The 25,423-nt window shown below is 69.7% G+C and carries 21 protein-coding genes; 12 read left to right on the top strand and 9 right to left on the bottom strand.

Translation table 11 applies throughout. The features are described 5' to 3' along the window. Positions 1 to 310: 310 nt before the first annotated feature. From ACGFY5_RS33575 to ACGFY5_RS33565, 3 genes are all read right to left on the bottom strand, one after another. Positions 311 to 880 (bottom strand): hypothetical protein, encoded by a 570-nt coding sequence (locus tag ACGFY5_RS33575; RefSeq protein WP_392726450.1) that lies wholly within the window; start codon positions 878 to 880, stop codon positions 311 to 313. A gap of 7 nt (positions 881 to 887) precedes the next feature. Next, on the bottom strand, positions 888 to 1,265 hold the full coding sequence (locus ACGFY5_RS33570) for a hypothetical protein (protein ID WP_392726448.1): 378 nt from the start codon (positions 1,263 to 1,265) through the stop codon (positions 888 to 890). A 162-nt stretch (positions 1,266 to 1,427) separates the two neighbouring features. Next, on the bottom strand, positions 1,428 to 1,820 hold the full coding sequence (locus ACGFY5_RS33565; protein WP_392726445.1) for a magnesium chelatase domain-containing protein: 393 nt from the start codon (positions 1,818 to 1,820) through the stop codon (positions 1,428 to 1,430). 550 nt (positions 1,821 to 2,370) lie between these two features. On the opposite strand from ACGFY5_RS33565, the gene ACGFY5_RS33560 reads away from it, so the two are divergent. Further along, positions 2,371 to 2,646 (top strand): hypothetical protein, encoded by a 276-nt coding sequence (locus tag ACGFY5_RS33560; protein WP_392726444.1) that lies wholly within the window; start codon positions 2,371 to 2,373, stop codon positions 2,644 to 2,646. A gap of 92 nt (positions 2,647 to 2,738) precedes the next feature. Here the strand turns inward: ACGFY5_RS33560 and ACGFY5_RS33555 are convergent, their stop codons facing one another. The 3 genes from ACGFY5_RS33555 to ACGFY5_RS33545 form a co-directional block, all read right to left on the bottom strand. Further along, entirely contained in the window at positions 2,739 to 3,131 is a 393-nt protein-coding gene (locus tag ACGFY5_RS33555; RefSeq protein WP_392726441.1) for a hypothetical protein, read from the bottom strand. Positions 3,132 to 3,215: 84 nt separating this feature from the next. Continuing rightward, on the bottom strand, positions 3,216 to 3,737 hold the full coding sequence (locus ACGFY5_RS33550; protein ID WP_392726439.1) for an AAA family ATPase: 522 nt from the start codon (positions 3,735 to 3,737) through the stop codon (positions 3,216 to 3,218). A gap of 435 nt (positions 3,738 to 4,172) precedes the next feature. Beyond that, positions 4,173 to 5,174 carry a DUF4192 domain-containing protein gene (locus tag ACGFY5_RS33545; protein WP_392726437.1) on the bottom strand — a complete coding sequence of 334 codons (1,002 nt, stop codon included), beginning with the start codon at positions 5,172 to 5,174 and terminating at the stop codon, positions 4,173 to 4,175. Between the two features lie 384 nt (positions 5,175 to 5,558). Here ACGFY5_RS33545 and ACGFY5_RS33540 point away from each other — a divergent pair, with 384 nt between their 5' ends. The 3 genes from ACGFY5_RS33540 to ACGFY5_RS33530 all read left to right on the top strand — a co-directional run bounded on the left by ACGFY5_RS33540 (position 5,559) and on the right by ACGFY5_RS33530 (position 9,209). Beyond that, positions 5,559 to 5,912, top strand: coding sequence for an Lsr2 family protein (locus ACGFY5_RS33540; RefSeq protein WP_392726434.1), 354 nt, complete (start codon positions 5,559 to 5,561; stop codon positions 5,910 to 5,912). Between the two features lie 499 nt (positions 5,913 to 6,411). Beyond that, positions 6,412 to 8,727: a putative bifunctional diguanylate cyclase/phosphodiesterase gene (locus ACGFY5_RS33535; RefSeq protein ID WP_392726431.1), complete on the top strand. Its 2,316-nt coding sequence runs from the start codon at positions 6,412 to 6,414 to the stop codon at positions 8,725 to 8,727. A 41-nt stretch (positions 8,728 to 8,768) separates the two neighbouring features. Then, positions 8,769 to 9,209 (top strand): response regulator, encoded by a 441-nt coding sequence (locus ACGFY5_RS33530; RefSeq protein ID WP_392726429.1) that lies wholly within the window; start codon positions 8,769 to 8,771, stop codon positions 9,207 to 9,209. Between the two features lie 425 nt (positions 9,210 to 9,634). On the opposite strand, the gene ACGFY5_RS33525 is transcribed toward ACGFY5_RS33530, so the two are convergent. Continuing rightward, positions 9,635 to 9,802 (bottom strand): hypothetical protein, encoded by a 168-nt coding sequence (locus tag ACGFY5_RS33525; RefSeq protein ID WP_392727818.1) that lies wholly within the window; start codon positions 9,800 to 9,802, stop codon positions 9,635 to 9,637. A gap of 829 nt (positions 9,803 to 10,631) precedes the next feature. Here ACGFY5_RS33525 and ACGFY5_RS33520 point away from each other — a divergent pair. From ACGFY5_RS33520 to ACGFY5_RS33500, 5 genes are all read left to right on the top strand, one after another. Beyond that, a complete protein-coding gene (locus ACGFY5_RS33520) occupies positions 10,632 to 11,579 on the top strand; it encodes a helix-turn-helix transcriptional regulator (protein ID WP_392726427.1) in 948 nt (315 codons plus the stop codon). A 25-nt stretch (positions 11,580 to 11,604) separates the two neighbouring features. Beyond that, positions 11,605 to 12,585 carry a helix-turn-helix transcriptional regulator gene (locus tag ACGFY5_RS33515; RefSeq protein ID WP_392726424.1) on the top strand — a complete coding sequence of 327 codons (981 nt, stop codon included), beginning with the start codon at positions 11,605 to 11,607 and terminating at the stop codon, positions 12,583 to 12,585. 69 nt (positions 12,586 to 12,654) lie between these two features. Continuing rightward, positions 12,655 to 13,617 carry a helix-turn-helix transcriptional regulator gene (locus tag ACGFY5_RS33510; protein ID WP_392726423.1) on the top strand — a complete coding sequence of 321 codons (963 nt, stop codon included), beginning with the start codon at positions 12,655 to 12,657 and terminating at the stop codon, positions 13,615 to 13,617. A 44-nt stretch (positions 13,618 to 13,661) separates the two neighbouring features. Then, complete coding sequence (locus ACGFY5_RS33505; RefSeq protein ID WP_392726422.1) at positions 13,662 to 14,645, top strand: helix-turn-helix transcriptional regulator; 984 nt, start codon at positions 13,662 to 13,664, stop codon at positions 14,643 to 14,645. An 86-nt stretch (positions 14,646 to 14,731) separates the two neighbouring features. Next, entirely contained in the window at positions 14,732 to 15,136 is a 405-nt protein-coding gene (locus ACGFY5_RS33500) for a hypothetical protein (RefSeq protein ID WP_392726419.1), read from the top strand. A gap of 11 nt (positions 15,137 to 15,147) precedes the next feature. On the opposite strand, the gene ACGFY5_RS33495 is transcribed toward ACGFY5_RS33500, so the two are convergent. Then, positions 15,148 to 15,534 (bottom strand): STAS domain-containing protein, encoded by a 387-nt coding sequence (locus ACGFY5_RS33495; protein WP_392726416.1) that lies wholly within the window; start codon positions 15,532 to 15,534, stop codon positions 15,148 to 15,150. 107 nt (positions 15,535 to 15,641) lie between these two features. On the opposite strand from ACGFY5_RS33495, the gene ACGFY5_RS33490 reads away from it, so the two are divergent. The 3 genes from ACGFY5_RS33490 to ACGFY5_RS33480 all read left to right on the top strand — a co-directional run bounded on the left by ACGFY5_RS33490 (position 15,642) and on the right by ACGFY5_RS33480 (position 24,320). After that, positions 15,642 to 20,453, top strand: coding sequence for a diguanylate cyclase (locus ACGFY5_RS33490; protein WP_392726413.1), 4,812 nt, complete (start codon positions 15,642 to 15,644; stop codon positions 20,451 to 20,453). A 46-nt stretch (positions 20,454 to 20,499) separates the two neighbouring features. Beyond that, positions 20,500 to 23,499 (top strand): response regulator, encoded by a 3,000-nt coding sequence (locus ACGFY5_RS33485; protein WP_392726410.1) that lies wholly within the window; start codon positions 20,500 to 20,502, stop codon positions 23,497 to 23,499. Between the two features lie 107 nt (positions 23,500 to 23,606). Continuing rightward, complete coding sequence (locus tag ACGFY5_RS33480; RefSeq protein ID WP_392726408.1) at positions 23,607 to 24,320, top strand: EAL domain-containing protein; 714 nt, start codon at positions 23,607 to 23,609, stop codon at positions 24,318 to 24,320. Between the two features lie 457 nt (positions 24,321 to 24,777). On the opposite strand, the gene ACGFY5_RS33475 is transcribed toward ACGFY5_RS33480, so the two are convergent. Continuing rightward, a partial coding sequence (locus tag ACGFY5_RS33475; protein WP_392726405.1) for a flavin reductase occupies positions 24,778 to 25,423 on the bottom strand: 646 nt, incomplete at its 5' end.

The following is a 25,423-nucleotide window of genomic DNA, read 5'->3' as shown; positions in this document are numbered from 1 at the left end:
TATTCGGCTCCATGCCCGCCCGAACCAACAACGGGGGACGTGGCGCCGACGGTAACGGGAACAGCGTCAACGATGCTGCTCACGCGATCAATGGCAGGCTCGGCCAGTTGCCGCAGCCACGCATCCCAACCGGGCGCATGGAGGCGGTCCGATGCTTGTTCGCAGACGACGCCGCACCGTCGCCGGTTGCGCGCGACCGGCGTAGTCGCCAACTGCCCCTGGCAGATGCGTTCCGGGTCGACGCCGAGCACGAACGCGTTGTGCGTCTGGCCTGGTTTGACAGTCCATCGCTATTCGTTGTGATGTTCAGTCAGCGGGCCGACCGGCGTCGGCGCGGTGCTTGCGGGCGTTTGATGCCGAGAATGCGTTTGCGGAACGACTCGGTGGTGTCCTTATCGCGCCAGCGGGTCGCGTCCGCGACGCGGGCACCGTAGGCGGCCAGCGCCGCGCGGTGGGCGCCGTCCAGGTCGCCGCGCGTCTTCCGCGCGACGCTGATGGCCTTCCACAATTCGACGATGTCCGCGGTGGTGATCGGGCCGCGGCCGGAGGCCTTCATCGGCGTCAGCCATTCGGGCACGGCGTCCCTCGTGGAGGCCCCCGCGTCGGCCTTCTCGGCCGTCAAGGCGATGAGCCGGTTCAGGTTCACCCGGTAGTAGTATTGCGGAGCGGGTGACCAGTCGCCGGCGTCGAGCGTCGCTAGCAGGGTGGTCAGTTCCAAGGGCGGGTCGGGGAGGCCGTGGGGGCCGACTCCGGGACCGGAGGAGACGCGGAACAGGCGGCCGGTGAGGGTGTCGACGCTGAACTTCCAGGCGTCCAACGTGATCAGGTGCGCTCCGAGCTTGTTGTCGATGACCGCGATGTGCTCGGGCCGGTCGCTCATCAGCGCGTCACCGGCCCGCATCCGGCCGGTACGCGTCGGCGCTGCCCGGATCGCGACGGCCGGCGCGGGGGCCCGGCCGTTCAGAGCCGATCTCGAGCTCGGGACCGCCGGCGCCAGGGCCGTGGCGATCGGATGGTTCGTCGCTGCGGACCGCGCCGCCGGGCGGGCCGGTCAGTTGCGCGTCGTCGCAAAAGCCTGCGCCGGGGAGCCCACCGTAGAGCGTGATCGAGAAGGTGTCGAAGGCTTGCGGGTCGGCGTCGTACTGCCCGCAGTGCTTGAGCCAGGTGGCGCGCGCGGCGGTCATCGCGTCGGTGTCGCTCGTGCCGAGTGCGAGGAACGAGAAGTGCCGGGTCGTGAAGACCGCGACGACGATCATGTCGCTCATCGGTTGAAGCGGTCCGTGTGAGGGTCCTGCGTGGGAGTGGCCGGCCGGTGATCGAGGGCGGCGACGAGCGCGCGGAGATCATGAACGGGAGCGACGGTCATTCCCGGTGTCGCGGAGGCTTCGTCGAGGGCCGCGGCCGGAACGAAGGCGCGGGCAATGCGGTCACGGGCGGCGACGACGAGGCGCATCCGGACGTCGCACGGGGGTGACGATGCGACCGTCGAGCCCCAGTTCGCCGATGCAGACGACCTCGGGGGTCGCCTCGGACACGAGTTGCCCGGTGGCGACTAGGACGCCCAGCGCCAGGGTGAGGTCCAGTCCGGTGTCCGATCGCCTGGAGCGCGGATCGATGGCGAGCTGGACGCGGTCCGGCCAGCGGAAGCCGGAGTTGATCACCGCGGCGCGGACTCGATCGCGGGTGTGACGGGCATCGGGGGCAGGCAGGCCGGTAAGGCCGAATCGTGGGGTGCCGGAGCTGGTGTGGGCGGTGACTCGGGCGAGTTCGAGTTGACCGCACACGGCGGCGCGCAACGTGGCGGGGTCAGGAATGAGCACGGGGGCTCCCTTCGCGGGCGAGCGGATGGGCTGCCCGGGGCGGCGCCAGGCCGCGGGCTGGGCAGGAGGCCGTCGCCCGGCAGCGGCGCGGACGGTGTCAAGCCCACCCGGCACAAGATGGATCCGCTGGTCGGAGGCGGCCGGGTGTGGCTTGACGATGGCGAGCCGCCGCCGGGAGGCTGGGCCTCGCCCAGACCGCCGGTGGCGACGTCGACAGGCTCTGCGCGCACGGAGAATGGGGCCGGGCGTGGACGCCGACCCGGGTCCTCATGGTCCGGTTGGGCTGCGGGGTCAGCTGTTCGTCGCGGCGAGCGACGGTGTCCCCGTTGGCGCAGTTGCCGGGCTCATCGATGCCGGTCTGGTCGCTGCGGATCGATACGAGCACGCCCCGCGGTTTCCCGGTCGTGGATGCCGGCGCGCCCGGCCCGGGCGGCCTCGAACGCTCGTCAGACCGGCCGCCGACGACGCTCGCTCAGCGGGGAAGCGCCGCAGTTGAAGTGCGCGTGAACGGTATACCGTCGAACATGCGTTCGTCATACTGCCCACATGGATGACGGTGATGACGGGTTCCGGCCTTTCCTGGTGTGGGTGCGCATCGACGGCGTCGCCCACCGCATCCGCCTCGACGCGCGCACCGCCGACGACGCCAAGAAACGACCGGCGGGATCTGCACAACGGCCGGCGCCAGACCTACACCACCGTCGAAGGAGACGAGGACGGGGAGGTCACGGTCATGTGGCTGAACGTCGCGACGTTGGAAGTCGGAGACGCGCAGGCCGATGGCGTGCCGGCCACGCGGCGACCGTCACACGGACCGGTCAGGTAGCTGACCGTCCGACTACAGCCGCCCATGTTCGGTGACGATGGGACGAGGCCTTGCCGCATTCGGCGCAACTTCCGGCGACCGCGCCACGGATTTCAGCGGCCCGCGAGCAGTTCCTGGGCCTTTCCCGCCGCTGCCTGCTGGGCCTGCGCCGGGCTTCTCGCTGAGACCCACACCGTGACGACACCCGGTTCCGGGCCGCGCTCGACCTCGACGAGGGGCGCGGTGAGGTCGCCGTGCAGATAGTCGAAGACGTGGGCGATCGTGGCATGGTGGCGCGTCGCGCCGGTCTCGTCGATCACGACCCGGACGCCGTGCACCTCGACCATCGCAGGTCGCTCGCCCGGTCCGTAGAGGGCAATTCGTCGCACCTCGAGCGGCTGAATCGACAACTCGCCGCCATGGGCGACGGCATCCGCGTCGACGGGGTTTTCGAACACCGCGAGCAGGTCGTCGGCGTCATCCGTCAGTCCGAACACCGTCCTCATCCCGCGATCGTCCCTCACGCAGTAACGACGGCGTGCCGACGCTGGTGTTTCCGCGCGCCGCGCCGCCGCGTGTGGCCGGAGGCCTCACCCGGGTTCGGAGGTCAGATGCCGCAGCCAGCGGTCCGGGGCGCGCAGGAAGTCGCGCCACGATTCGACCAGTTCCAGTTCTTCCCAGGGCGTCTGTCGGAGGCCCCAGTCGCCGAGTTCGAGGATCGTCGCGCCGGGCAGGCTGGCGAGCACCGGCGAGTGGGTGGCCAGCACGATCTGTGACCCTTCGGCTCGCATAGCGTCTAGGAGTGCCAGCAGGGTCAGGCTCGACTGGAACGACAGCGCCGACTCGGGTTCGTCGAGGAAGTAGACGCCCTGATCGACGAATCGATGCCGCAGCACGGCCAGGAACGATTCCCCGTGTGATCGTTCGGTGAGTTTCTCGCCGCCCCAGGCCCGGCGCTCGGTGGGCGTCGCGTCGATGGCGCGCAGGTAGGTGTGCATCGCTTCGGCGCGCAGGAAGAAGCCGCCGGTGGCGGCGAGTCGGTGCGTTCGTGCTTTGAAGAAGCGGTGCAGGTTCGATTCGTCGCCGACGAGGCCGGGGCCGAGGACCGACATCCCGGACGGCTCCGAATCGTGGGTAAGCGGCGGCGAAGGCCTCGACGAGGGTGGATTTGCCGGTGCCGTTCTCGCCGACGAGGACCGTCACGCCGGGCGGGATGTCGAGGCCGCCGGTGTCGATGATCTGGCGGACCGCGGGCAGGGCGAACGGCCACTGGTCGAGGTCGACGCTGCTGTTGCGCGGGGGAGCCCACTCGTACCGCTCAAGATGCCTGGTCATGCGTGTCACGGTCGAAGCGTCACACATGGCGAACTCGCTGAAGCGACCGCCACTCGGGCTGTGGCCTCGGCGACCCGTCCGGTCGGCTGACCGGACCGGGTCGCCGAGACCACGTGCGTGCGAGCGCGGCCAGCATCCGTTCCGCTGGCCGCGCTTCCGCTCCCGCCACCAATAGTGTTCTGGGCGGGCCCCGCGTATCGCCGAGGGCAGTGTCAGGGGTGGCTGGCGTCCGAACGTCGGCGACGCAGCACCTCGGCAAGCTGATCGGGGCTGATCCCGTTCCAGACCATGGCGCTCAACAGTCGGGTGAGGCGATGCCCCGGCTCGGCGTCGCGGGCGCGGTCGAGAGCGGCCCACGCCAGTGGCGCCCGGCGGGCCAGCCAGGCAGCCACGAAGAGGATGCAGGCGGGCTCGGCGACCAGGCTCGCGTCTGCGCGACGGGTGACGTCGGTCCACAACGCGATCGAGGCGTCGTCGTCCTCGTCGCGGGCCAGGACGGCATCGCGGGCCTGCTCGTCGGTCAGCAGCAGAGTGAGTCGGGCGACGTCGTCGTCGGTGAGCCGGTCTCCGGTCCGGTAGCTGCCGAGGGCGTCGGTGACGGCTGCGTCCGCGGCCTGCACGGCTGCTTCCCCGGTCACGGGCGCTCCGGCGGAGCGGGCTCGCGCGACGGCCGAGCGCATCGCGGCTTGCTCCGCAGGGCCGGTGGGCGCGACGAGGGTGTGGATCGCGTCGCGGCTGGGCAGAGCCACCATTCCCTCGACGACGGCCCGCGCGGCGGCGGCCGTGTGAGGATCGACGCGGACGCCCTCATCGGCGTGGCTCGACGCGAGATCGCCGGGACCAGCGCCGGTGCCGGTGGCGTAGATGCGACCGTGCTCGACGCGGACCGGAGCTGAGCTGGCGATGTCGTTGAGCGTGAGGGCGGCGTGCGCGGTGTCGATGTGGGGACCGACGCGTGCGGCCGATCCGTAGCCGACGAGATGCCCGGTGATCACGCCGCTGCGGGCCAGGTTCGGCACGATCTGCGCCCATGCGTTGGTGGGGTCGCCGAGGCCCAGGCGGACGGTGACGATGACCTTGGTGGCATCGCAGCCGAGCAGGACGAGGGAGTCGGCGGGGTGGTGGCCGATCAGGTAGGGGATGAGGGATACCAGTTCGTTGGGGGTGGTGATCCGGATCGGCGGTTGGTCGTTTGCCGAGGGCTGAGCAGTCATGAGGCGCTCCTGAAGGCGGTCCGCCTCCGGCGGAGGTGCCCGCTCCAGAGGAATGGGCGGGCAGGCCGGAGGTGCGCCCACGCCAGGCCGGGTGGGCGTGCGGACCGCTGCCTGCCGTCCACGACGGGGTCGTCAAGCCGGTGCCGCTTCGCGTGCGGCACTGCGTGGCGGAGGGGCTTGACGACCGTCGTGGACGGCGGGAGCGTCGGTCCGAGCCCACCCGCGCGTCCGGGTACCGCCGGGCGCGGCGGCCGATGCGCGGATCGACGCGCGCGCCGTCGTACAGGGCGGTGCATGGCTCAGACCGGACTGCACCGTCCGGGTGGCCACTGATTAGCTGAATACACTGCCCTTTCGCATCACGGAGACGAGAACCGAGGAAAGATGGCGCGCAAGGTCGAGGTACTGCTGGTCGACGACATCGACGGGAGCGCCGCGCAGGAAACGGTGGCCTTCGACCTCGACGGAACCAGCTACGAGATCGACCTGTCCGAGGCCAACGCGGGCGTGCTGCGGGCCGAGCTGGCGCGCTACGTGGAGGCCGCGCGGAAGGCGGGCAAGGCACCTCGCGCGTCCCGGACCGTCCGTGGATCGATCCAGGCGAAGACGCCGGCGGCCAGCCGCGAGCGGAGCCAGGCGGTACGGGAGTGGGCCAAGCAGAACGGCTTCGCCGTGAGCGAGCGCGGGCGCATCCCTGCGGACCTCGTCGAGAAGTACCGGGCGGCCGCGGGGTCGTAGCCGACCCGACGAATGGGAGCGTGCCGTCGGGACGGCCTAGGCGCCGAGGTCGGCCACGCCGAAGAGCGCCAGGCGCTGGCGGACGGAAGCCGGGATGTCGGAGCTGAGCCAGACGGTGGCCAGCGCCGCCGGAGAGCAGGCTCTTGTCGCGCGGCGGTTTCGATCTCGGCCAGGAGCTCGCTGTCGGTTGCCGCCTGCCGGATGAGGTCCTCCAGCGGTTCAGCCCCGATCTCGGCGCGGATGTCGTTCCTCGCATCATCACCCGAGCGGCCGAGGAGGCCTCTGCCGCCCGCCTCGTCCTCGACCACGATAACTACGCGCCGCCCACCCCATGCAGCAGCAAACCAGCGACAGAGCGGAGGCCGCCGCCGGGGTGATGAGTGTCGTCGGCATGGCGGCTGTCACGATCGGGGCGCTGCGCTATCGGTATCGCGACCTGCAGTAGTCATCGGAGGCGAATAGTTGACTGAGCGTCCCGTTAGCCGATGAAACATCTGTGATGAGCGGCGCGCGTCATCGGCGCAGTGTGTGGTGGCCATTGCTCGTCACCGGCGCATTGACCGGTTTGAACGGGGTCTGGGTCGCGGCCGGGCTCATGGTCCATTGGCGTCATCCGGTCGTCGGGTGGGTAGCCCTGCCGCTGACCGCCTCCCTCGCCGGCTACGCCTGCTGGCAGGTAGCCCGGGACGGTGCGCTGGACGTCTCCACCCGCCGCTTCTGGCGCCTCTTGGTGGGCGGATGTGGCCTGTTCGTGGCGGGGACGGTGTCCAACGCCGTGGACGCGGTGGGTGGAGCGGGCCCGTCCCAGCGCGTGGGTCCGGTCACGCTGCTGCTCTATCTGGGCATGCTCGGCGTGGTGTTGTGGGCGTTGCTGCGGCTGCCGTCGTGGCAGCGCAGCCGTAGTGACTGGATACGGTTCGGCCTGGACACCTGCATGGTTCTGATCACCGTCGCCGCCATGGTCTGGCATTTCTCGCTACGGGAGCATCAACAGTGGGTCGCTCAGACCGGCTCGGCCGGGGCGATGCTCTCCCTCGCGGTGGTCGGATTCCTGTCGATGGCGACGTTCGTCAAAGTGGCGTTCGCCGGCGCCGGCCGCCTGGATCGGCGTGCGCTGCACATCCTCGCGGTCGGTAGCGCGATCAGCGCCGCGTTCGGCAGCCTCTCGCCGTTCCTGGTGACGCGGCCGTACTTGTCCTCCAGCCTGATCGCTGTGCCGGTGGCCGCACTGAGTCTTCATCTCGCCGCCGTGCAGCAGCTGCGCGCGGGAGCCCGCCCACCGGCGCCGCGGCGCCGGTCTCGCCGGATCAGCCTGATCCCGTACCTGGCGGTCGTCGTCACCGACGCGTTGCTGCTGGCCACCGGCACCAGTGACCCCGTCGAGACGGCGATCATGGAGATCGCCGCGGTGACGCTGACGTTCCTCGTCATCGTTCGGCAGATCATCGCCCTACGGGACAACCACCGGCTGCTGGCCACCGTCGACGCTCAGCTGGCAGATCTGCGCGGCTTTCAGGAGCGGCTGGAGTACCAGGCCACCCACGACAGCCTGACCACGGCCGCCAACCGGGCGCTGCTCGAGCGGCACGTCGAGCAGCTGCTCGCCGACAACCAGCTTTGCCACCTGGTCCTGCTCGATGTCGACGACTTCAAGACGGTCAACGACCGCCTCGGCCACGGCGTCGGCGACGCCCTGCTGACGTTGCTGAGCGACCGGCTGACCGCCGTCGTCGGGGATCTGGGCCTGGTGGCCCGGCTCGGCGGCGACGAGTTCGCCGTTGCCCTGTGCACGGACGCCGCCGGTGTCGAGATTCTGGTCGACGACGTGCTCGCGGCGATCCGGGAGCCGGCGGAGCTGGCCGGACACACCGTCGTGGCCGCTACCAGCATCGGAGTGGCCACCAGCTGGGTGGGTGATACGCCGAAGGAGTTGCTGCGCCGCGCCGACGTCGCCATGTACACGGCGAAAGCCGCAGGCGGCGATCGCCGCCACTGGTTCGATCCGGCCATGGATCGCGCCGCCGACGAGAGCGCCCGCCTCGCTGCCGACCTCCGACAGGCGTTGCCGGCCGGCCAGATCTTCGCGTTGTACCAGCCGATCGTCGACCTCGAAACCGGGACGACGATCGGCGGTGAGGTGCTGATGCGCTGGCGGCACCCGGAACGGGGGCTGGTGCCGCCCGACGTTTTCATTCCGCTCGCCGAGCAGAACGGGTGCATCCTCGAGCTGGGCACCTGGGTGCTCCAGCAGGCGTGCCGGCAGGCCGCCGCGTGGCAGCACGACCACCGGGATCGGGCGCCGAGCAAGGTCAGCATCAACGTCTCCGCCCGCCAGCTGGCCGAACGCGACTTTGTCGAGCACGTCGCGGCCGTAATCCGGGACACCGGGGTCGACGCGTCCCGGCTCGTGCTCGAGGTCACCGAGACCGCGGTGCTCACTACCGACGTCGCCGTCGAGCGGCTTCATCGGCTCAAGAGCCTCGGGCTGCGCGTCGCGCTGGACGACTTCGGTACCGGCCACTCGTCGCTCAGCCTGCTGCTCAACTGCCCGGTCGACGTGCTGAAGGTCGACAAGTCGTTCGTCAGCGGCGCCACCGCGGACGGCGCCGGCGCGATCATCACGAAGAACCTCGTCGGCTTCATCGAGGACTTCGGTATCGAGGCGGTGGCCGAGGGTGTCGAAACCGCTGAGCAAGCCGACCGGCTCCGGCGGGCCGGCTACCGCCTCGCGCAGGGCTATCTGTACGGGCGCCCGATGAGCGCCGACGATTTTGAGCGACGTTTCGCGTCGACGAACGCCGTCGTGAACACGTGAGCCGCCAAAAGGCAGCATTTCATGTACCGGATAATGAGCTCATGGCGACGCCCCGCTCCGACGCACCATACGACGTGCTGATCGTCGACGACGACGCCGGTGACGTGCTCCTGATCGACGAGGCGCTCACCGACCGGCGTATCCCGCATCGTCTGCACACCGCCTCCAACGGCGTCGAAGCGCTCGAGTACCTCCGCGACGACAGCCGGCCGCGCCCTGACCTCATCCTGCTCGATCTCAACATGCCGCGGATGAACGGTCGGGAGGTCCTCGATCAGGTGAAGAACGACCCGGCTCTTCGACAGATCCCGATCGTGGTGCTCTCCACTTCGACCATCGACCAGGACGTCGTCGCCAGCTACGACCTGCACGCCAACGCGTACGTCACCAAGCCGGTCGACTTCGACGAGTTCCTTCGCGCTGTTCAGCGCATCGACGACTTCTACCTCGGGATAGTGCGCCTCCCGAACCGGACCGTCTGACGTGAGTACCGTTTACGCGGGTTTCGTCGGTGGTTCGTCGGTGGGCGGTTCGATGGCCGCGACGCGGGCGGCCGGGTCGAATGATGTATCCGGGTGAGCTGACCACGCGATCTCTTTCACGCCGAACGCAGCGGCTGCGATCCTGATTTGATCTCCGGCGATACCGATCGCGCGGACCACGGTCGGGTCTTGATTTGCCGACGGCGCGGGGGAATCGGAGATTGGTGGAGGTCGTCGGTCGTCCGTAGGTGTCTCTGGCGTGTCGGGCACAGCGCGGCGTGGCCGCGACCTCCTTCGCGCGCGCAGCGTCGTCAGTCGGCGCGTTAATCCCGCCATGGGCCGGCCGCCTTCCCTCGTCTAGTCCCGTCAAGGGATTCGTCGCGGTGGCGGCCGAGGATTGGTCCGGTCTCGGTTCGGCCGGCCGTTCACGTCAAGGCCATCACTGCCAAGAGGTCGGCGGGCTGCGGAGATCCGCCGGTGGTCTCCACGCTCATCGCGAGTTGGTCTCTGCCGTCGAGGTGGTCGACCGGCAGTGCGCCCATGGTCTGTCCGGTCGGTAGGACCCGCAGCGACGACGGCGCGCCGTTAGTGATGCGCCACAGTTGTCACGTCTTTGCCGAGGGCACGCCACCGAGTCCGGTGAAGCCAAACAACGCGACACATCGCGATGCCGAGTAGACGGCGGTGACCCGCGGCCGGCCGGGATGTCGAGGGCGGTCCGGATGGTGGTGTTCGGTGCGGTGAGGCAGGGGTGTTGGCGCTCTTTGAGTCTCCCCATGGCTGCTTACTGAATTTTTCACCTGAGCGACTCGCCGGCGGTTACCCGACCGTCGGTCAGTTCGTCGCTTCTGGTTCGTGACTGTTGGTGGTCGCGAGGCTGGGGGGACCGGAGTGCTCTCATGGGAGGAAGCCGTGGAGGCGCATGCGTTGCGCCAGCAGGGCTGGTCGATCTAGCCCAGCGCGGTGGCGGTGATCAGCGCGATGACCGCGGTCAGGGGCACCGGCGACGACGAACGTGACGACACCATGCTCGCTACTCGGGGACAGCACAGCCACCGAACTTCGCTAACTGGATCGCCGGTCGCGGGAATGGTTCGCTTTTCGCCTAGTCACTGGCGGTCACCGACGGGCATCCTGTGCGTATCGGATGTTGGCGACCACTTCGGAACGGGGCGACGGACGAGGTGACGGCGACGGCCTCCACGATCGACCTGCGACCCCACCCCTCCCTGGGCAGGTCGGTGGCGGGGTCCTACGGGCGCAACGGGGTTCCCACCCGCCCCGGCGCCTTAGGACCCCCTCGCCCGGGTCCCACTGGCGGCATCCGCCTGTTCGCGGCGTCACGATCCGCTGGCTGAGGTCCGCGCGGCACGCGCAAGAGCGTGACCGAGGTGCGATGACATCCTGAACCGTGAGGCGTTTATGCCCGTCAACGTCGTTGAACTGTCTACCGCCGATCCCGAGCGCGCCCATCAGGCGATCAACGACATCTACGCGCCGAGCAGGCCGGTGCGCGTGTCCGGTCGGCCCGAGAACTTCGCGTTCAGCCTGCGGTCGTCCACGGCGGGCGAGATGGGCGGCGAAGTGCTCCGCCACTCCATGGCGGCCCGCTCGCTGTCCGGACCCCTCGGAATGTTCGCGGCCTGCACGGTCGCGGGCGGCCGAATCAGCTTCTGCTCCGGTGGTGAGGAAGCAACGCTGGGGCGCGGGGGAGTGGCGCGCTATCCCACCGAGGCCGACCTGCTGTGTTCCTGGGAGGACATTCGGCTCACGATCGTCCGCGTCCCGTGGGGTGCGCTCGAGGGCGCTGCGGGGAGCCGGTCCGGGGGATGGCGGTTCACCGGCCTGGCCCCCGTGTCCGACTCTGCGGCCGCGCAGTGGCGCACGGTCACCGACTACGCGCATCGGACCCTCCACCCGGCCGGACTGGCCGGGGACAATCCCCTGATCTGTGCCGCGTTGGTCGACCTGGTCGCGACGACTGCGCTGTCGGTGTTCCCGAACACGCTCGAGGACGTCGGCCACGTGACGGCCGGGGGCCGTGGTGCGCTGCGCCGTGCGGTGTCCTACATCGAGGCCCACGCCCCCGAGCCCATCGGTCTCGCGGACATCGTCGGTGCCAGTGGTGCGTCCGGCCCGGCCCTTCGTGCGGCCTTCCGGAGCCATTACTCCACTACGCCGACCGGCTACCTTCGGCGGGTCCGCGTCGAAGGCGTTCATCGTGATCTTCGTGCGAGTGATCCCGGGCGGACCACGGTGGACGAGGTCGCTGCCCGGTGGGGTTTCCGCAACAGCGCGCGGTTCGCGGCGTACTACCACCGGCAGTATGGCGCGCCGCCCAGCCACACACTCGAGACCGAAGGCCGTTGACACCCCCACCACCGCAAGGACTTCCATGCTCGAACCGTCGTCCACCTGCCTGCCGCAGCGCTCTCAGCGCGTCGCCTCCGATCCGGACGAGGCCCGCGACGTGCTGACGGAGGCTTTCGGTGCTCGACTACGGGTCGGTGGTGCCGTCGAGAGCGATTGGGCAGTGAGTATCCGGAGCGTGCTGGCCGGTGGCTATTCGTTGAGTGAGGTGCGGGCGCCGGCCGACCTGGGGTACCGGGTGGAGGGCCTGGACGGTCAGATCCTGATCAGCGCCGTGACCGCCGGTTGGGCGAGCTACGAGCGGGGCAAGTCCACCACCCGCTACCGGCCGGGTGACGTCTACGTCGGTAACTGCCCCCGCGTCGCGTGGGATTGCCGCTCGGCGGACTTCGTCGTGCAGATCGTCGGGTTGCCCGTCGGTCTGCTGGATGAGGCGGCCGGCGCACCGCGTGACCAGCCTGGACCGTCCACGAGGCCGCTGACGTTCGACCCGCTGCCCGGTAGTACCGGGCAATGGCGTCAGGCCGTCCGATTCGTCGGCGACATGCTCGCCAACCCGGCGGCCCCTGCGTCACCGCTGATGATCGGCGCTGCCGGCCGCCTGCTGGCCGCGACGATGCTCGCGATCTTCCCCGCCCCTGGGCAGGCCGGTTCCGCCGCCAGGGACCGGCACGACGCCCATCCGGACACGTTGCGTCGCGCTGTCGCCTACATCGAGGCGAACCCCGACGTCGACGTGACCGTCGCCGACATCGCGCAGGCCGCGCACGTGACTCCGCGGACCGTCCAGATCGCCTTCCGACGTCACCTGGACACCACGCCGATGGCCTACCTGCGGCGGGTGCGTCTGGACAGGGCTCACGCGGACCTGCAGGCTGCCGTTCCCGGCGATGGAGCAACTGTTGCCTCCGTGGCAGCCCGCTGGGGTTATGCCCAGCCGGGTCGGTTCGCCGGTGACTATCGCGCCCTCTACGGCCGACATCCGTCGCGGACCCTGCGGGACTGACCGCGACATTCCCTGCGATCGAGCCGTCCAATACGGGGCTTTTGGCCGAAGGGCGTCTAGCGTACCCGGATGCCGGTCAACGTCATCGAGGTGTCCACCTCGGATCCCGAAGAGGCGCATCACACCATCAACCAGATCTATGCGCCCGGCGCGCCGGTGGTGCTCTCGGGCCGAACGCAGGACTTCGCCTTCCGATTGCGGTCGTCATCGACCGGTGAGCTGAGCGGCGAACTGATCAGCCACACCATGTCGGTCCGGTCGCGTACCGGAGCGACCCCGACGTTCTCGGCGGGCGCTCTGCTGAGCGGTGGGATCACGTTCCCCGCGCGGACCGGGGAGACGTCGTTGCGGCGCGGCGGGGTCGTGCGGTACCCGGCCGAGGCCGATCTGGAATGCTGCTGGGACGACGTGGAGCTCGCAACCGTCCGCATTCCGCTGGTGGCCCTGGAGACCGTTGCCGAGAGCTCAGGCGGATTCACGCCGGGGGAGTGGTGTTTCACCGACGTCACGCCGGTGTCTGCGGATGCGACCGCCCGCTGGCAGAGCTTGAACCGCTATGTCCACCGCAGTCTGAACTCGGCCGACCCCACGATCGACAGTCCGCTGGTACGGGCAGCGATGGTGGAGCTGATCGCGACGACCGCGCTGGACGTGTTCCCGAACACCATCCTGACGGCGCCGTATCGTCCCGGGCCGGGAGGAATCGCGCCCGCGGCTCTGCGTCGCGCTGCCGCGTTCATCGACACCCACGCCAGGGAGCCGATCAGCCTCGCGCAGATCGCCGCTGCTGCCGGCGCCACCGGCCGCGCGGTGCGAGCGGCTTTTCACCGCCAGTACGGTACGACGCCGCTGGGCTACCTGCGGCGGGTGCGTCTGGAGGGCGCCCACCGAGATCTGCAGGCGGCCGATCCGACCGCGGAGGAGACCGTCGCGGTCATCGCGGCGCGCTGGGGATTCGGACATCGCGCCTGGTTCGTGCAGTCCTACCGACGCCAGTACGGCGTGCTTCCCAGCCAGACGCTGCACGCGTGAGTGCCCGCACCGATCTCCCTGGATCAAGGACCTCCATGGCCTTCATGGCACCCTCCGAATTCGTGCCCCGGCGCAGTCTCAGCCTGATCTCCAGTCCGGATGAGGCACGTGAGATCCTCGCGGCGTCCTTCGGTGCCGGGCTGCGGGTCGGTAGGGGCCTCACTCGCGACTGGCTGGTGAGCGTTCGGCAGGTGGCGGTCGGTGGTTTCGTCTCGAGTCAGGTTCGGCTACCCGCCGAAATGAACTTCACGGTCGAAGGCCTCGAGGACGCGGTCATGCTCAGCACGGTCCTCGCCGGCCGGGGAAGCTACGAGCGCGGCCGGACCGTCACCCGGTACGTGCCCGGCGACGTGCTGGTGGGTAGCTATCCGGGTGTGGAGTGGGACTGCCGGTCGCATGAGTCCGACGTGCTGGCCGTCGTCCTGCGGCTCCCGCTGCTCCGCGCCATGTCGGGTGACTCCACGGACGAGCCCGCCAGACCGTGGAAGTCGCTCGCGTACGAACCGTCGCCCGGCCGCGCCGGGCAATGGCGTCAGGCTGTGCGGTTCGTCAACGAGCTGCTCCTCACACCCCAGGTGCCGGCGTCGCCGCTCGTCATCGGCGCCGCCGGCCGACTGCTGGCTGCCACCGCGCTCGCTGTCTTCCCGAACACCATGACCACGGAGCCCACCAGCCAGGATCGACGCGACGCCCACCCGGACGCGCTGCGCCGCGCCGTCGCCTCCATCGAGGCCAACCCCGATCAGGACCTGACCCTCTCGGATGTCGCCCGCGCCGCCCACGTGACGCCCAGGGCGATCCAGATCGCCTTCCGTCGGCACCTGGACACCACTCCCATGGCGTACCTGCGGCGGGTGCGTCTCGACCGGGCTCACGCTGATCTGTGCGCCGCCGGTCCGGGCGAGGGCGTCACCGTCACCGCGGTCGCCGCTCGCTGGGGATTCGCGCAGCCCGGCCGGTTCGCGGCGGACTACCGTGCCGCGTACGGCCGGGCGCCGTCTCGCACGCTGCGAGAGCACTTCGGTTGACTCGCGTTCGTTCACCGCCTTACGTTTCGCGAAGATTGTTCGTTTCTTGTCTAGTTCGCATGCTCTCCGGTGGTCACGCTGAAGGGATGGGAACCACGGTGAGGAGCGCGTTCTGCGAATACGAGGCGGCTCGGGCGACGCTGATCAACGCCATGGTGTGTCACGAGGCGGAGGCCGAAACCAATCTGGCCGCCGCCCGGGAACTCGTCCTCCGATTGGCCGCGCACGTCGCACGTCTGCGCGCGGCGTGCGCAGCCTGCGCGGAGCAGTCCGCTGATCGTCACCGGCGGCCCGGCGGGACGATGCTTCTCGAGTTGTACGACGAACACTCGCACGTCGTCGACGTCGCGGTCGGAATCGCCACCGCGCTGGAGTCCCTCAGTGCGGCCGGTCGGCGACGTCGCGACGATCTCGAGACGAAAATCGCCGAACTCCGAGGCAGCGCCTACCGACTCAGCGCATGTCTGAGCGACCCCGGACGTGACGTGTGAACCCTCGTCGATCAGGCGTCTCGGGTCCCGACGTCGTCCCGGTCGCAGAGCACCGGCCACAACCGGGAGATCACCAGGACCCGAGCGGCGATCCCGGACGCGTTGATCACCCGCAGCACGCATTGCTGCTCCGCGGCGCGGTGCGCGCCGTGAGCAAGCGCGCCGGCGACCGCTGCGGACAGGAAGCTGGCTGCTCCGAGGTCGACTTCGATGCGGCGCAGACCGCTCCGAGCAGCCACCTCGGTGAGAGCCCGCTGTACAGCAGCGGAGACCTGCCGATGGACGGATGCGTCGAGCGCACCGGTCGCCCGCAGGCGGAGGACGGCGTCATCCGTCCCGCCGGGCACCGTCGCAACCCGTCCGGGTCGCTCGTCGACCACCGTTGCCCGCTCTCTCACCAGTATCTCGCTTCAGCATGACGCCGACGAAGTGCGGCGGCTAGGCGAGAAACGTGCGTTTCTGCCCGGAACGGTGCACGTAAAACGAAAGGGAGATCCTTCGACCGATGGACGCGACCGGTGATCAGTGGGTGCTCTACGAGAGCGCCCGTACCCGCGTCGTCCGGCAGCCCGCGGGTGATCCGCACGGCAGCGTGATCCGCAAGGACGTAGCGGGAACCGATGCCTCGCAGCGTCTGCGACACGAGCGCACGATACTGGAGCGGCTGAAGGGGGTTCCGGGGGTCTCTCAACTCCTCGGGGCGAGCGGCAACTCGCTTTTCCTCCGGGACGACGGTGGTCAGCCACCGGGTGCTGGTCCACTTCCCCTCGACCAGCTTCTCGACCTGGCGCCCGCGCTCGCCGGAGTGACGGCGCGCGTACACGCGCACGGCGTGATCCACCACGACATCTGTCCGGCCAACGTGATCCTGTGCCGCGGCGGGCCGCTGCTCGTCGACTTCGACCTCGCGACCGTCTGCACCGGAACACCGGCCGCCTTCCCGCACCCCGGTCAGGTCCTCGGGACGCCGGCGTATCTGGCTCCCGAATGCACGGGCCGGACCGGCCGGCCGATCGACCATCGCGCGGACCTGTACAGCCTGGGCGCGACGCTCTACTGCCTCGCCACCGGCCGGCCGCCGTTCGGCGACGGCACGAACCTGATGCCGCTCGTGCACGACCACTTCGCCAGACTGCCGCGCCCGCCGCTCGAGCACGACTCGCAACTCCCGCCGATGTTGTCCGCGGCCATCCTGCGTCTGCTGGCGAAGGATCCCGACCAGCGGTACCAGAGTGCGCACGGGCTCGCCTTCGATCTGCAGCAGATCCACGACGATCCGCACACGCCGTTCCGGCTCGGTCTGCGCGACTTTCCGCAGCGGCTAACGGCGCCGGCCCGGCTGATCGGGCGCGACCGGGAAGTAGCGGCCCTGACCGAAGCGTTCGCCGCAGTCCGGAACGCCACCCCGGGCGCGCCTCGATCGCGGCCGGGCAGCGCCCCCGCGGTCCTGATCAGCGGCGCACCGGGCATCGGTAAGTCACGGCTGATCGACGAGTTGCGCCCACTCGTGGCCGCCGCGGGTGGATGGTTGATCTCCGGCACGTTTGACCGGCACCGCCACGACGCCGTCGGCGACGCCGTTGTCCAGGCCATCCGTCTGCTCGGCCGGTTCGTCCTGGCCGATTCCGAGGCCGAGGTGGCATTGGCGTGCGACCGGCTCCGGGCCGTTCTCGGCGACCGCATCGGCCTGCTGACCGCCGTGGCTCCCGAGTTCGCCGTCCTCCTCGGTGCGACGACCGACCCTCCGGGTGAGGACGCCCGAACCGCGCAGTCCCAGCGGGTGCAGGTCGGTCTCGACGTGCTCCGAACCCTGGCCCGCCCGGACCGGCCGATCGTACTCGCCATCGACGATCTGCAGTGGGCCGACAGCACCCCGCTCGCGCTCGTCGACACGCTGATCAGCGGCGGAAACCCTCCGTCGACGCTCCTCGTCGCCACCTACCGCGACAGCGAAGTGGGTCCCTCCCATCCCCTCGCGGCGGCGCGCGACCGCTGGCGCCAACTGGCCTCTCCACCCACGGAGCTCACGGTTTCGGGTCTGACGCCGGAAGGATGCGCACAACTGGTGGCTGCGATGCTGCGGATGCCGGTCGACTCGGCCGCCGTGCTCGCCGCCACCGTCTGCGGCCACACGGGCGGCAATCCGTTCGACGTCGTCGAGTTGGTCAACGAGGTCCGACGCGGAGGCGGCGTCGTCCTCGGCGTGGACGGGTGGAGCTGGGACACCGCATCGATTCGCCGGATCGCCGGCAGACACGACGTGAGCGAAGTCCTGACCGCGCGCCTCGAAGGACTCCCGGAGCTGACCTGTGAGCTGCTCTCCACCGTGGCCGTCCTGGGCGGTGGAGAAGTACCTACCGATCTGCTCCAGCATGCCAGCGCCTCGTCCGGAGCGGAACTGGAGAACGCGCTCTGGCCCGCCGTGGAGGAGGGCCTCGTGATGTGGTCGGGACCTCCGGAGCGCGCGGTCGGCTTCGACCACGAGCGCGTCCGGGAGGCGGTGCTCCACCGGCTCGAGCCCGACCGGGCGAGTGAGATCCGGCTCGGCGTCGCCCGACGGCTGGCCCTCGTACCCGACGAAGTGGTCAGCGCCGCGACCCACTACCTGTCCGTGCTCGACCTGATCGACGATCCGCAGGAACGCGCATCCGTCGCGGTGCTCTGCCGCGAAGCGGCGGCCCGGTCGCGGCTGCTGAGCAACTACACAGCCGTCGACAAGTTCCTGGCCGTCGCCGAATCCGTCCTCGGCCGCGACTCGGCGCTGGCAACCGAACGGCACGCGGCCCTGTTCGGACAGGGACGACTCGAGGAGGCGGACGAACTCTACGGGTGGATCGACGCCCGGATCAGCGATCCGATCGATCGCGCGCCGGCTACCGCGTTGCAGGTCACCAGCCTGATCGGCCGCGGCGACCCCGGAGCGGGAGTAGCCCTCGGCGTCGCGGCACTCCGGGAACTAGGCGTCGTCGAACCGCCGCCCGAGGCCCTCGGCGCCGCGGTGGACCGTGGTCTGGCGCGGGTGCGGGAGTGGCTGGTCAACGGAAGCACCCTCGCCGATCTCGCGCGCGCGCCGGTCACCGAACCTCGGCTGTCGGCCATCGCCGCCATCTGCAACAGCACCATGCCGGCGGCCTTCTTCAGCGACCCGACGACCATGGGCTGGCTGGTGGGGGAGTGCGTCGGACTCTGGCTGGAATACGGACCCGTAGCCGAACTCCTCGGGCCGGTCAGCCACCTCGGCTTCGTGGCCAGTGTCCTTCGCGACGACTACCGTACCGGCCGGGACGCGCTCTCCCGTCTCCTCCAGATCGGCGAGGCGCGGCTCTTCGAGCCCGGCACCTCGCAGGCGCGGTTCCTCTACGCGTTGGGAAGCGCGCACTGGTTCCTCCGGCCGGAACAGACGCTGGAGCACGCCCGGCAGGCACGCGACGGCCTGATCCAGGGCGGAGATCTCAGCAACGCCTGCTACACCTATTACGCGCTGCTGCCGCTGCTCCTTGAGTGCGCGCCGCGGGTGGAGGACATCCGCGCCGAAGCCGAGGCTGCCATCGCGTTCTGTGGTCGGACCAGCAACGGGCACGCTGCTCAGGCCTTCGCGGCCTACCGGGACCTCGCCCTCGAGCTCCTGTGCGAGGCGACGGGCCCGTCCCGGCAGCACCGTGGCGACATCGAGGGCAATCCCACTGCGGCTGCCAACGCCCACAGCACCACTGCGATCCTCGCCGCGCTGTTCGACCGTCCAGCGGCACTGGCCGCGCACACCGCCGCGCTGATGGAACTCCTGCCGTTCGTCCACGCGACACCTGTGACGATGACAGCCCATCTGCTCCGAGCGATCGCGCTGGCGGGATCGCATGACGGCGCCGCGGAACGAACGGCCTGTCTGAACTGGATGGCCGGGCGTGTGGCCGACGCACCGCACAATTTCGCGCACCTGCACGACCTCGCCGACGCCGAACACCACCGCGTCACCGGCCGCTACGGTGCGGCCCTCCGCGCCTACGACGCCGCGCTGCGAGCCGTCGCCGGGCGGCCCGGTTGGCACCATCCGTACATCGCCGAGCGTGCGGGCCGCTTCCATCTGGCCCGCGGAATGGGGCACACCGGCGGACTGCTGATCGCGGAAGCGCACGACCGCTACGCGAACTGGGGAGCCGTGGCCAAGGTCGCACAGCTGGAACGGGAGTTCTCCGGGCTCGGACGCTCTTCGACGATCAGTGGCGGCTCGGCGGGTGCCACGATGAACTTCACAGCGGACGCGATCGATCTGCACGGGATCCTCGCGGCCTCCCAGGCACTTAGCTCCGAGGTCAGTGCCGTGAGACTGCACGAGCGGGTCACCGCGGTGCTCAGTGCCATGACCGGTGCGACCAGCGTCAACGTTCTCGTCTGGTCCGACAGGTCCGGTAAGTGGGTCGTACCGGTCCGCGGCGGCGACCCGAGTGCGACGCTCGAGGACGTCGGCGCCGACGGGTCGCTGCCCCTTTCGGCCATCCGCTACGCGGAGCGCAGCGGACAGCCGCTGCTCGTCGAGGACGCGTGCGTCGACGAACGCTTCAGCGCCGACCCGTACGTCTCGGGCCTCGCGCACTGCTCGCTACTCGTGCTGCCGATCCTGTACCGCGGAGCGCGGCAGGCGCTCGTGGTCCTCGCCAACACCCTGAGCCGGGGTGCCTTCACAGCGGACCGCATGGGGGGAGTTCGCCTGGTCGCCGGTCAGCTGGCGGTCTCCATCGCCAACGTCCGCCTCTATGCGTCGCTCGAGGACAAGGTGGCCGAGCGTACCGCGCAGCTCACCGAGGCCAATCGCCAGCTGGAGCAGCTGAGCCGCACCGATGGGCTGACCGGTCTGGCCAATCGCCGCAGCCTCGATGACGTGCTCGAGGCGGAGTGGCGCCGCGGCATCCGCGCCGGGACACCGCTGGCGCTCGCGATGCTCGACGTGGATCACTTCAAGCAGTACAACGACCACTACGGACACGCGCTCGGCGACGCCTGCCTCCGGGAGGTCGCCGCTGCCGTCCGCGGCTCGGTCCGGATCACCGACGTCCCGGCGCGTTACGGCGGCGAGGAGTTCGCCGTCATCCTGCCCGACACCGACAACGACGGTGCCCGCCTGGTCGCCGAACGTACCCGCGTCGCGATCGAAGCGCTAAGACTGCCCCATGCCGGCACTCCGACCGGATTCGTCACCGCGAGCGTCGGCGTCGCGGCGCTGGCGCCGTCGCGCGACCGGACCGTCCGGCAGCTCGTCGAGGCAGCCGACGCTCAGCTCTACGCGGCCAAACGGTCCGGCCGGAACCGGGTCGGTGGTTAGCCGAATGACGCGGAAGCGAGCAACCGGACGTAAGGGAGGGCGCGCCGTGAGCGACTCGGAGCCTGTCGGCGCTCGACGCAACCGCCGGGGCTGGCTCCGACGCGTGTCCGAGCGGAAGAAGCTCACCGCGATCTCCGTCGTCCTCGCCTTGCCGTTGCTGGTGGTCAGCACCGCCTACGTCGGGGTGGAGCACGACCGACTCGTGTCCGGGCGCCTGGAGCGGGCGGGGGCCGCGTATCTGGTCCCGCTGACGCGGCTGGCGACGGAGACGACCCTGGCCCGGCACACCGTCGCGCTGGGCGGCCGACCGGACCGTGCGGTGGTCGTCGCGGCGGTCCGCGCCGTGACCGTCGTCGACGACGAGCACGGCCGGGCCCTGGGCATGGTCGGCCAGTGGTCGCGGGTGCGGGCCGTCGTGAACCGCGCGGTGACCACCGAGGGTGCCCGCGCGGCGGTACCGGCCTACAACGCGGCCGTCGACGGACTCCTGGCACTGATCGCGCGCGTCCGGGAACCGAGCACCGCGCTCGATGCGGACGTCGACACCTACTACGTGATGAACGCGGTGATCCTCCAGCTCCCGGCGCTGCTCGACACCCCATTGCGCGCGATCGACCTCGCCCTGACCCGGTCGCCGGGCGGCGCGGTGTCCGGAGGCGCCGGCCTGGCCGCGATGGCCGCCATGGCGGGCAAGACGACGGTACTCACCAACTCGTTGAACACCGGAATGGCGAAGGCGTTCGCCGCCACCCGCAGCCCCGCGCTTCTGGCCCTGGAACCCCTCACCGAGAGTACGGTGGCGGTCCACCGCGCGGGAGCCGCCTACGTGCCCCGGACCGCCGCGTCCGGAACCGCCCTCGAACCGGCACCCGGGATGCTCGACCCGATGATCGACCGGACGACCGCGCTGGGCACCGCACTGCTCCCGGTGGTCGGCACCCTGATCGACGCGAGGATCGAAGCGCTCGAGCACCGGATCTACGGTGTCGGGACGGCCACCGGCCTGGCGATCCTCCTCGCCGCCTACGTGCTGCTGACCTCGCTGCGCGGCATCCGTAAGGACCGCGACCAGGCGGTGGCCGCGGCCGAGGCGAAGTCGGCGTTCCTGGCCACCATGAGCCACGAGATCAGGACTCCGCTCAATGCGGTCATCGGCATGACCGGGGTGCTGATGGAGACCGACCTCGACGAGGACCAACGCGAATACGTGACCACGATCCGCGACAGCGGCGAAGCTCTGCTGAGCACGATCAACGACATTCTCGACTTCTCCAAGATCGAGTCGGGCCAGCTCGAACTCGACGTGGAGCCTTTCGACGTCCGGGAATGCGTCGACAGCGCTCTCGTCCTGCTGGCGCTGGAAGCCGATCGGAAGGGCCTGGAGCTGGTCGGCAGCGTCGACCCGGAGTGCCCGCCGATGCTTCGCGGAGACGTCACGCGTCTCCGCCAGATCATCGTCAACCTGGTGTCCAACGCGGTGAAGTTCACCGACCACGGCGAGGTCGTCGTCACCACGGCCGCACGGCATCTGACTGCTGATCCCGCCGGACCGGTCGAGCTGCGGGTCGCGGTCCGCGACACCGGGCCGGGCATTCCCGCCGATCGGATGGATCGGGTGTTCCGGTCCTTCTCGCAGGTCGATTCGTCCACCACCCGCCTGCACGGCGGTACCGGGCTCGGACTGGCGATCAGTCGCAACCTTGCCCGGGCCATGGACGGCGAGATCGACCTGATCAGCGCCGTCGGGGTCGGCTCGACGTTCACTCTGACCGCCCGGCTGTCGGGCTGCCCCACGTCGGCGGGTACTGCCACCGACAGTCCCCGGCTCGCCGGCGCCACCGCGCTGATCGTGGACGACAACGCGACGAATCGCCGCGTGCTGATACTGCAGCTGACCGGGTGGGGGCTTCGCTGCGTCGAAGCGGACTCCGCCGCGCAGGCCGTGCGGCTGGCCGACGCGGGCCACCGCTTCGACCTCGCCATCCTCGATCTGCAGATGCCCGACCAGAACGGTCTCGAGCTAGCCCGGACCCTTCGGGGCCGGGCCGACACCGCGAGCCTGCCCCTGCTGCTGCTCAGCAGCCTCCAATGGCGCCCGGGGCCGGACGACCAAGGGCTGTTCGCGGCCGTGCTGACCAAGCCTGCCCGCGCCGCGCTGCTCCACGACCGACTCGCACGTGTCCTTGCCCCGAGTCGACCCGGCCCCCGGCAGGCCACGATCCGGCGCCGCGCTGTTCGCGTGGCCGCCGAGGGCGACCCGCCGCTGCGCATCCTGCTCGTCGAGGACAATCCGGTCAACCAGCGCGTGGCCCAACTTCTCCTGGGCCAACTCGGCTACCGCGCGGACACCGTGGAGAACGGCGCGGAGGCCCTGCGCGCCGTGCACCGGACGCCCTACGACCTCGTTCTCATGGATGTGCAGATGCCGGTCATGGACGGGCTCGAAGCAACCCGCCGGATCCGTGCGGAGCTTTTCGACGCGCGACAGCCCCAGATCGTCGCCATGACCGCGAGCGTGCTGGTCGAGGACCGCAACGCCTGCCGCGCCGCCGGGATGGACGACTACCTGGCCAAGCCCGTCCGCGTGCACGCGCTCCGGGACACGATCGTCGCACTCGCGGAAACACATCCGTCGCGGGAAGTGCCGTCGACGCCCCCTGCCGAACTCGGGCTCGACGAGACCATCCGCGAGCGACTTACCGAGCTGATCGGACCCGACGCGCAACTCGAGGACCGGCAACTCGTCGCAGGTCTGGTGCGCTCCTACACCGCCGCCGCACCGCAGCTTCTCGACCAGCTCGCCGAGGCCGTCCGTGCCGCTGACAACGACACCGCGGAGGCACGCGCCCATCGGCTGCGCGGAGCATCCGCCAACCTCGGTCTGGACGCGCTGGCCCGTCACTGCGGCCAACTGGAGGACGTCGCTCGAGCCGGTCAACTCACCCGCACCGGCGCGTTCGACGACGCGCTCGACGCCGCGGCCGCGGAGCTCCAGGAAGGGCTGACCGCTTTGAACCGGCTTGCTGCGGACCTGGCCGAGTTGTAGGACGGGAGCGGACGCGACATGCCCTCCAATTTCGCAGCCGGTAGCCAATGGAGCACTGCTGACGAATTGACAGGGGCGGCCATGGCCCAGGGGCACGTTCGTGCACGGTGCTTCTGGCCACGGGCCGTGGCCGGCGTCGTCGGCAACACGCTGTGGCTAGCGGCAGGGCTCGTGCGGGTTTGAAGTCATCCGGTGATCGGGCCTCCAGATGTGTTCATTCCGCTGGCCAAACGCAGCAGCAGCGCCGCTACGGCGAGAACGCGCCGGCCAAGATCAGCGTGAACGTCTCCGCCCGGCAGCTGGCCGACTTGGGCTTCGTCGACCAGGTCCAGGACATCCTGCGAAGGACCGGCGCGGATGCTTTTCGGCTGGTGCTCGAGGTCACCGAGACCGCCGTGCTCACCACCGACGTGGCGATCGAGCAACTCACCCGTCTCCGGGCGCTGCGGCTCCGGGTGGCTCTCGACGACTTCGGCACCGGGCATTCGTCGCTCAGCTTGTTGCTGGACTACCCCGTCGACGTGCTGAAGGTCGACAATTCCATCGTCGGTGGAGCATCCGCCGAGGGCGCCGGAGCCATCATCACAAAGAACCTCATCGGATTCATCAACGACTTCGGCATGGAAGGCGTCAAGACCGCCGCGCGGCGTTGGCCAGGGCAGGGCCATCGAGATCAAGTCCTGCGGTATCTAATCCTTGGCGATGCCCAAATGCGGCGTAGATGTCGGTCAGCGGTCTGTCCATCGGTGGCAGATCCGCGTCGGAGGAGTTCAACGTCATGTAGAGCTGTCCCAGTAGGGATCCGAACCTTCGGGGAGTGATTTCGCGGGGGACATGCTGGTCGGTGCACTCCCAGCGACACTTCAAGGCCCTCGGCCGTGAATGGCCAGCGTCGCTCGCGGGTGCCACGACCGGCGCTCCCGAGTCGGCGAGAAACTGTGTCACCGCGATCTCGCGCTTCAGCCAGGGCATTGGGTCGCCGCGCAGGATCCGTCCGAGGGCTATTACGCGAGTCACGACCGGAGCGGGTCGGAGCTGTACACGCACGCTGTAGCCCTCCGAGCTGACCTCCGGGCCATCGGTAAGCAACCCTATAATCGAGCGCACGCAATCGATGCTGCGATTGCATGAGCCGTCGTGGGGTCTACGCTTTGCGTCCTCACCCAGCGACACGCGAGCTACCAACTCGAGCCTGACCGATCTCGAACGTCCCTCGATCACGCACTTTGAGCCAGAACCGTTTCTGGCTCTGGCTCGGATCGTGTGATCGGCCCGTCGTCACTGGTCAGTGTGGCTGCCGGTGGCAGCCGGCGGCATTACCAGGCCGCCGGCTGTGTCGGAACGTTCAAGGGGCGGCACGTTCGGTGGGCGGATCAGTTCGTCCCTCGTTGCCGTGGCCCGGTTGCGGGCGTGTGGCCCAGGAGAGGCGCAGCGGCGTGAATGGTTTGCCGTGTTGGGCCGCGATCGCTTCGGCGGGTAGGCAGACGTGGTCGCCTCCCTCGTCGAGCAGCGCGCTGCGGCGGGCGACCAGCCAGTTCTGGCAGTCGGCGAGCAGTGGTACCCGCCGGCGCCGGTTGCGGTCGCCAGGTCGGCGAACTTGTCGATCGTGTCCCCGCTTTGCGTGCCGAAATGCGCGGCAAGCGGGAGGTCGTCCTCGGCGAGGAAGCGCAGCGCGAGATAGTCGGAGCGTCGGGCGACGCTGTAGGTGTGGTTGGCCCTGGACAGCCAGACGCAGTACCGCTGCGGTGTGATGCTGGACTGGGCGTACCGAGCTGCCCGCGAGCAGTCAGCGCGATTCATCACCACGACTACGCGACGTTCGGCAGGAAGGGGCTGCTGCACGGATCTGTGACATCTGAGATGGCTTGGCCACCGGCCGGGCTGGAAGGATGTTGCTGTGCCGAAGCCGTATCCGCGTGAGTTC

This window comes from Cryptosporangium sp. NPDC048952, assembly GCF_043197895.1.
Lineage (GTDB): Bacteria > Actinomycetota > Actinomycetes > Mycobacteriales > Cryptosporangiaceae > Cryptosporangium.
The sequence above is the reverse complement of the archived record's forward strand: the minus strand, read 5'-3'. Positions and strand labels throughout refer to the sequence as shown.

What these genes read in the sequence shown, in the direction of transcription:
- ACGFY5_RS33510 (WP_392726423.1), top strand. Translation starts at nt 12,655, where the DNA reads ATGCCGGTCAACGTCATCGAGGTGTCCACCTCGGATCCCGAAGAGGCG.
- ACGFY5_RS33515 (WP_392726424.1), top strand. Translation starts at nt 11,605, where the DNA reads ATGCTCGAACCGTCGTCCACCTGCCTGCCGCAGCGCTCTCAGCGCGTC.
- ACGFY5_RS33555 (WP_392726441.1), bottom strand. Translation starts at nt 3,131, where the DNA reads ATGAGGACGGTGTTCGGACTGACGGATGACGCCGACGACCTGCTCGCG.
- ACGFY5_RS33550 (WP_392726439.1), bottom strand. Translation starts at nt 3,737, where the DNA reads ATGTCGGTCCTCGGCCCCGGCCTCGTCGGCGACGAATCGAACCTGCAC.
- ACGFY5_RS33535 (WP_392726431.1), top strand. Translation starts at nt 6,412, where the DNA reads ATGAGCGGCGCGCGTCATCGGCGCAGTGTGTGGTGGCCATTGCTCGTC.
- ACGFY5_RS33505 (WP_392726422.1), top strand. Translation starts at nt 13,662, where the DNA reads ATGGCACCCTCCGAATTCGTGCCCCGGCGCAGTCTCAGCCTGATCTCC.
- ACGFY5_RS33490 (WP_392726413.1), top strand. Translation starts at nt 15,642, where the DNA reads ATGGACGCGACCGGTGATCAGTGGGTGCTCTACGAGAGCGCCCGTACC.
- ACGFY5_RS33530 (WP_392726429.1), top strand. Translation starts at nt 8,769, where the DNA reads ATGGCGACGCCCCGCTCCGACGCACCATACGACGTGCTGATCGTCGAC.
- ACGFY5_RS33575 (WP_392726450.1), bottom strand. Translation starts at nt 880, where the DNA reads ATGAGCGACCGGCCCGAGCACATCGCGGTCATCGACAACAAGCTCGGA.
- ACGFY5_RS33540 (WP_392726434.1), top strand. Translation starts at nt 5,559, where the DNA reads ATGGCGCGCAAGGTCGAGGTACTGCTGGTCGACGACATCGACGGGAGC.
- ACGFY5_RS33570 (WP_392726448.1), bottom strand. Translation starts at nt 1,265, where the DNA reads ATGAGCGACATGATCGTCGTCGCGGTCTTCACGACCCGGCACTTCTCG.
- ACGFY5_RS33545 (WP_392726437.1), bottom strand. Translation starts at nt 5,174, where the DNA reads ATGACTGCTCAGCCCTCGGCAAACGACCAACCGCCGATCCGGATCACC.
- ACGFY5_RS33500 (WP_392726419.1), top strand. Translation starts at nt 14,732, where the DNA reads ATGGGAACCACGGTGAGGAGCGCGTTCTGCGAATACGAGGCGGCTCGG.
- ACGFY5_RS33520 (WP_392726427.1), top strand. Translation starts at nt 10,632, where the DNA reads ATGCCCGTCAACGTCGTTGAACTGTCTACCGCCGATCCCGAGCGCGCC.
- ACGFY5_RS33560 (WP_392726444.1), top strand. Translation starts at nt 2,371, where the DNA reads ATGACGGTGATGACGGGTTCCGGCCTTTCCTGGTGTGGGTGCGCATCG.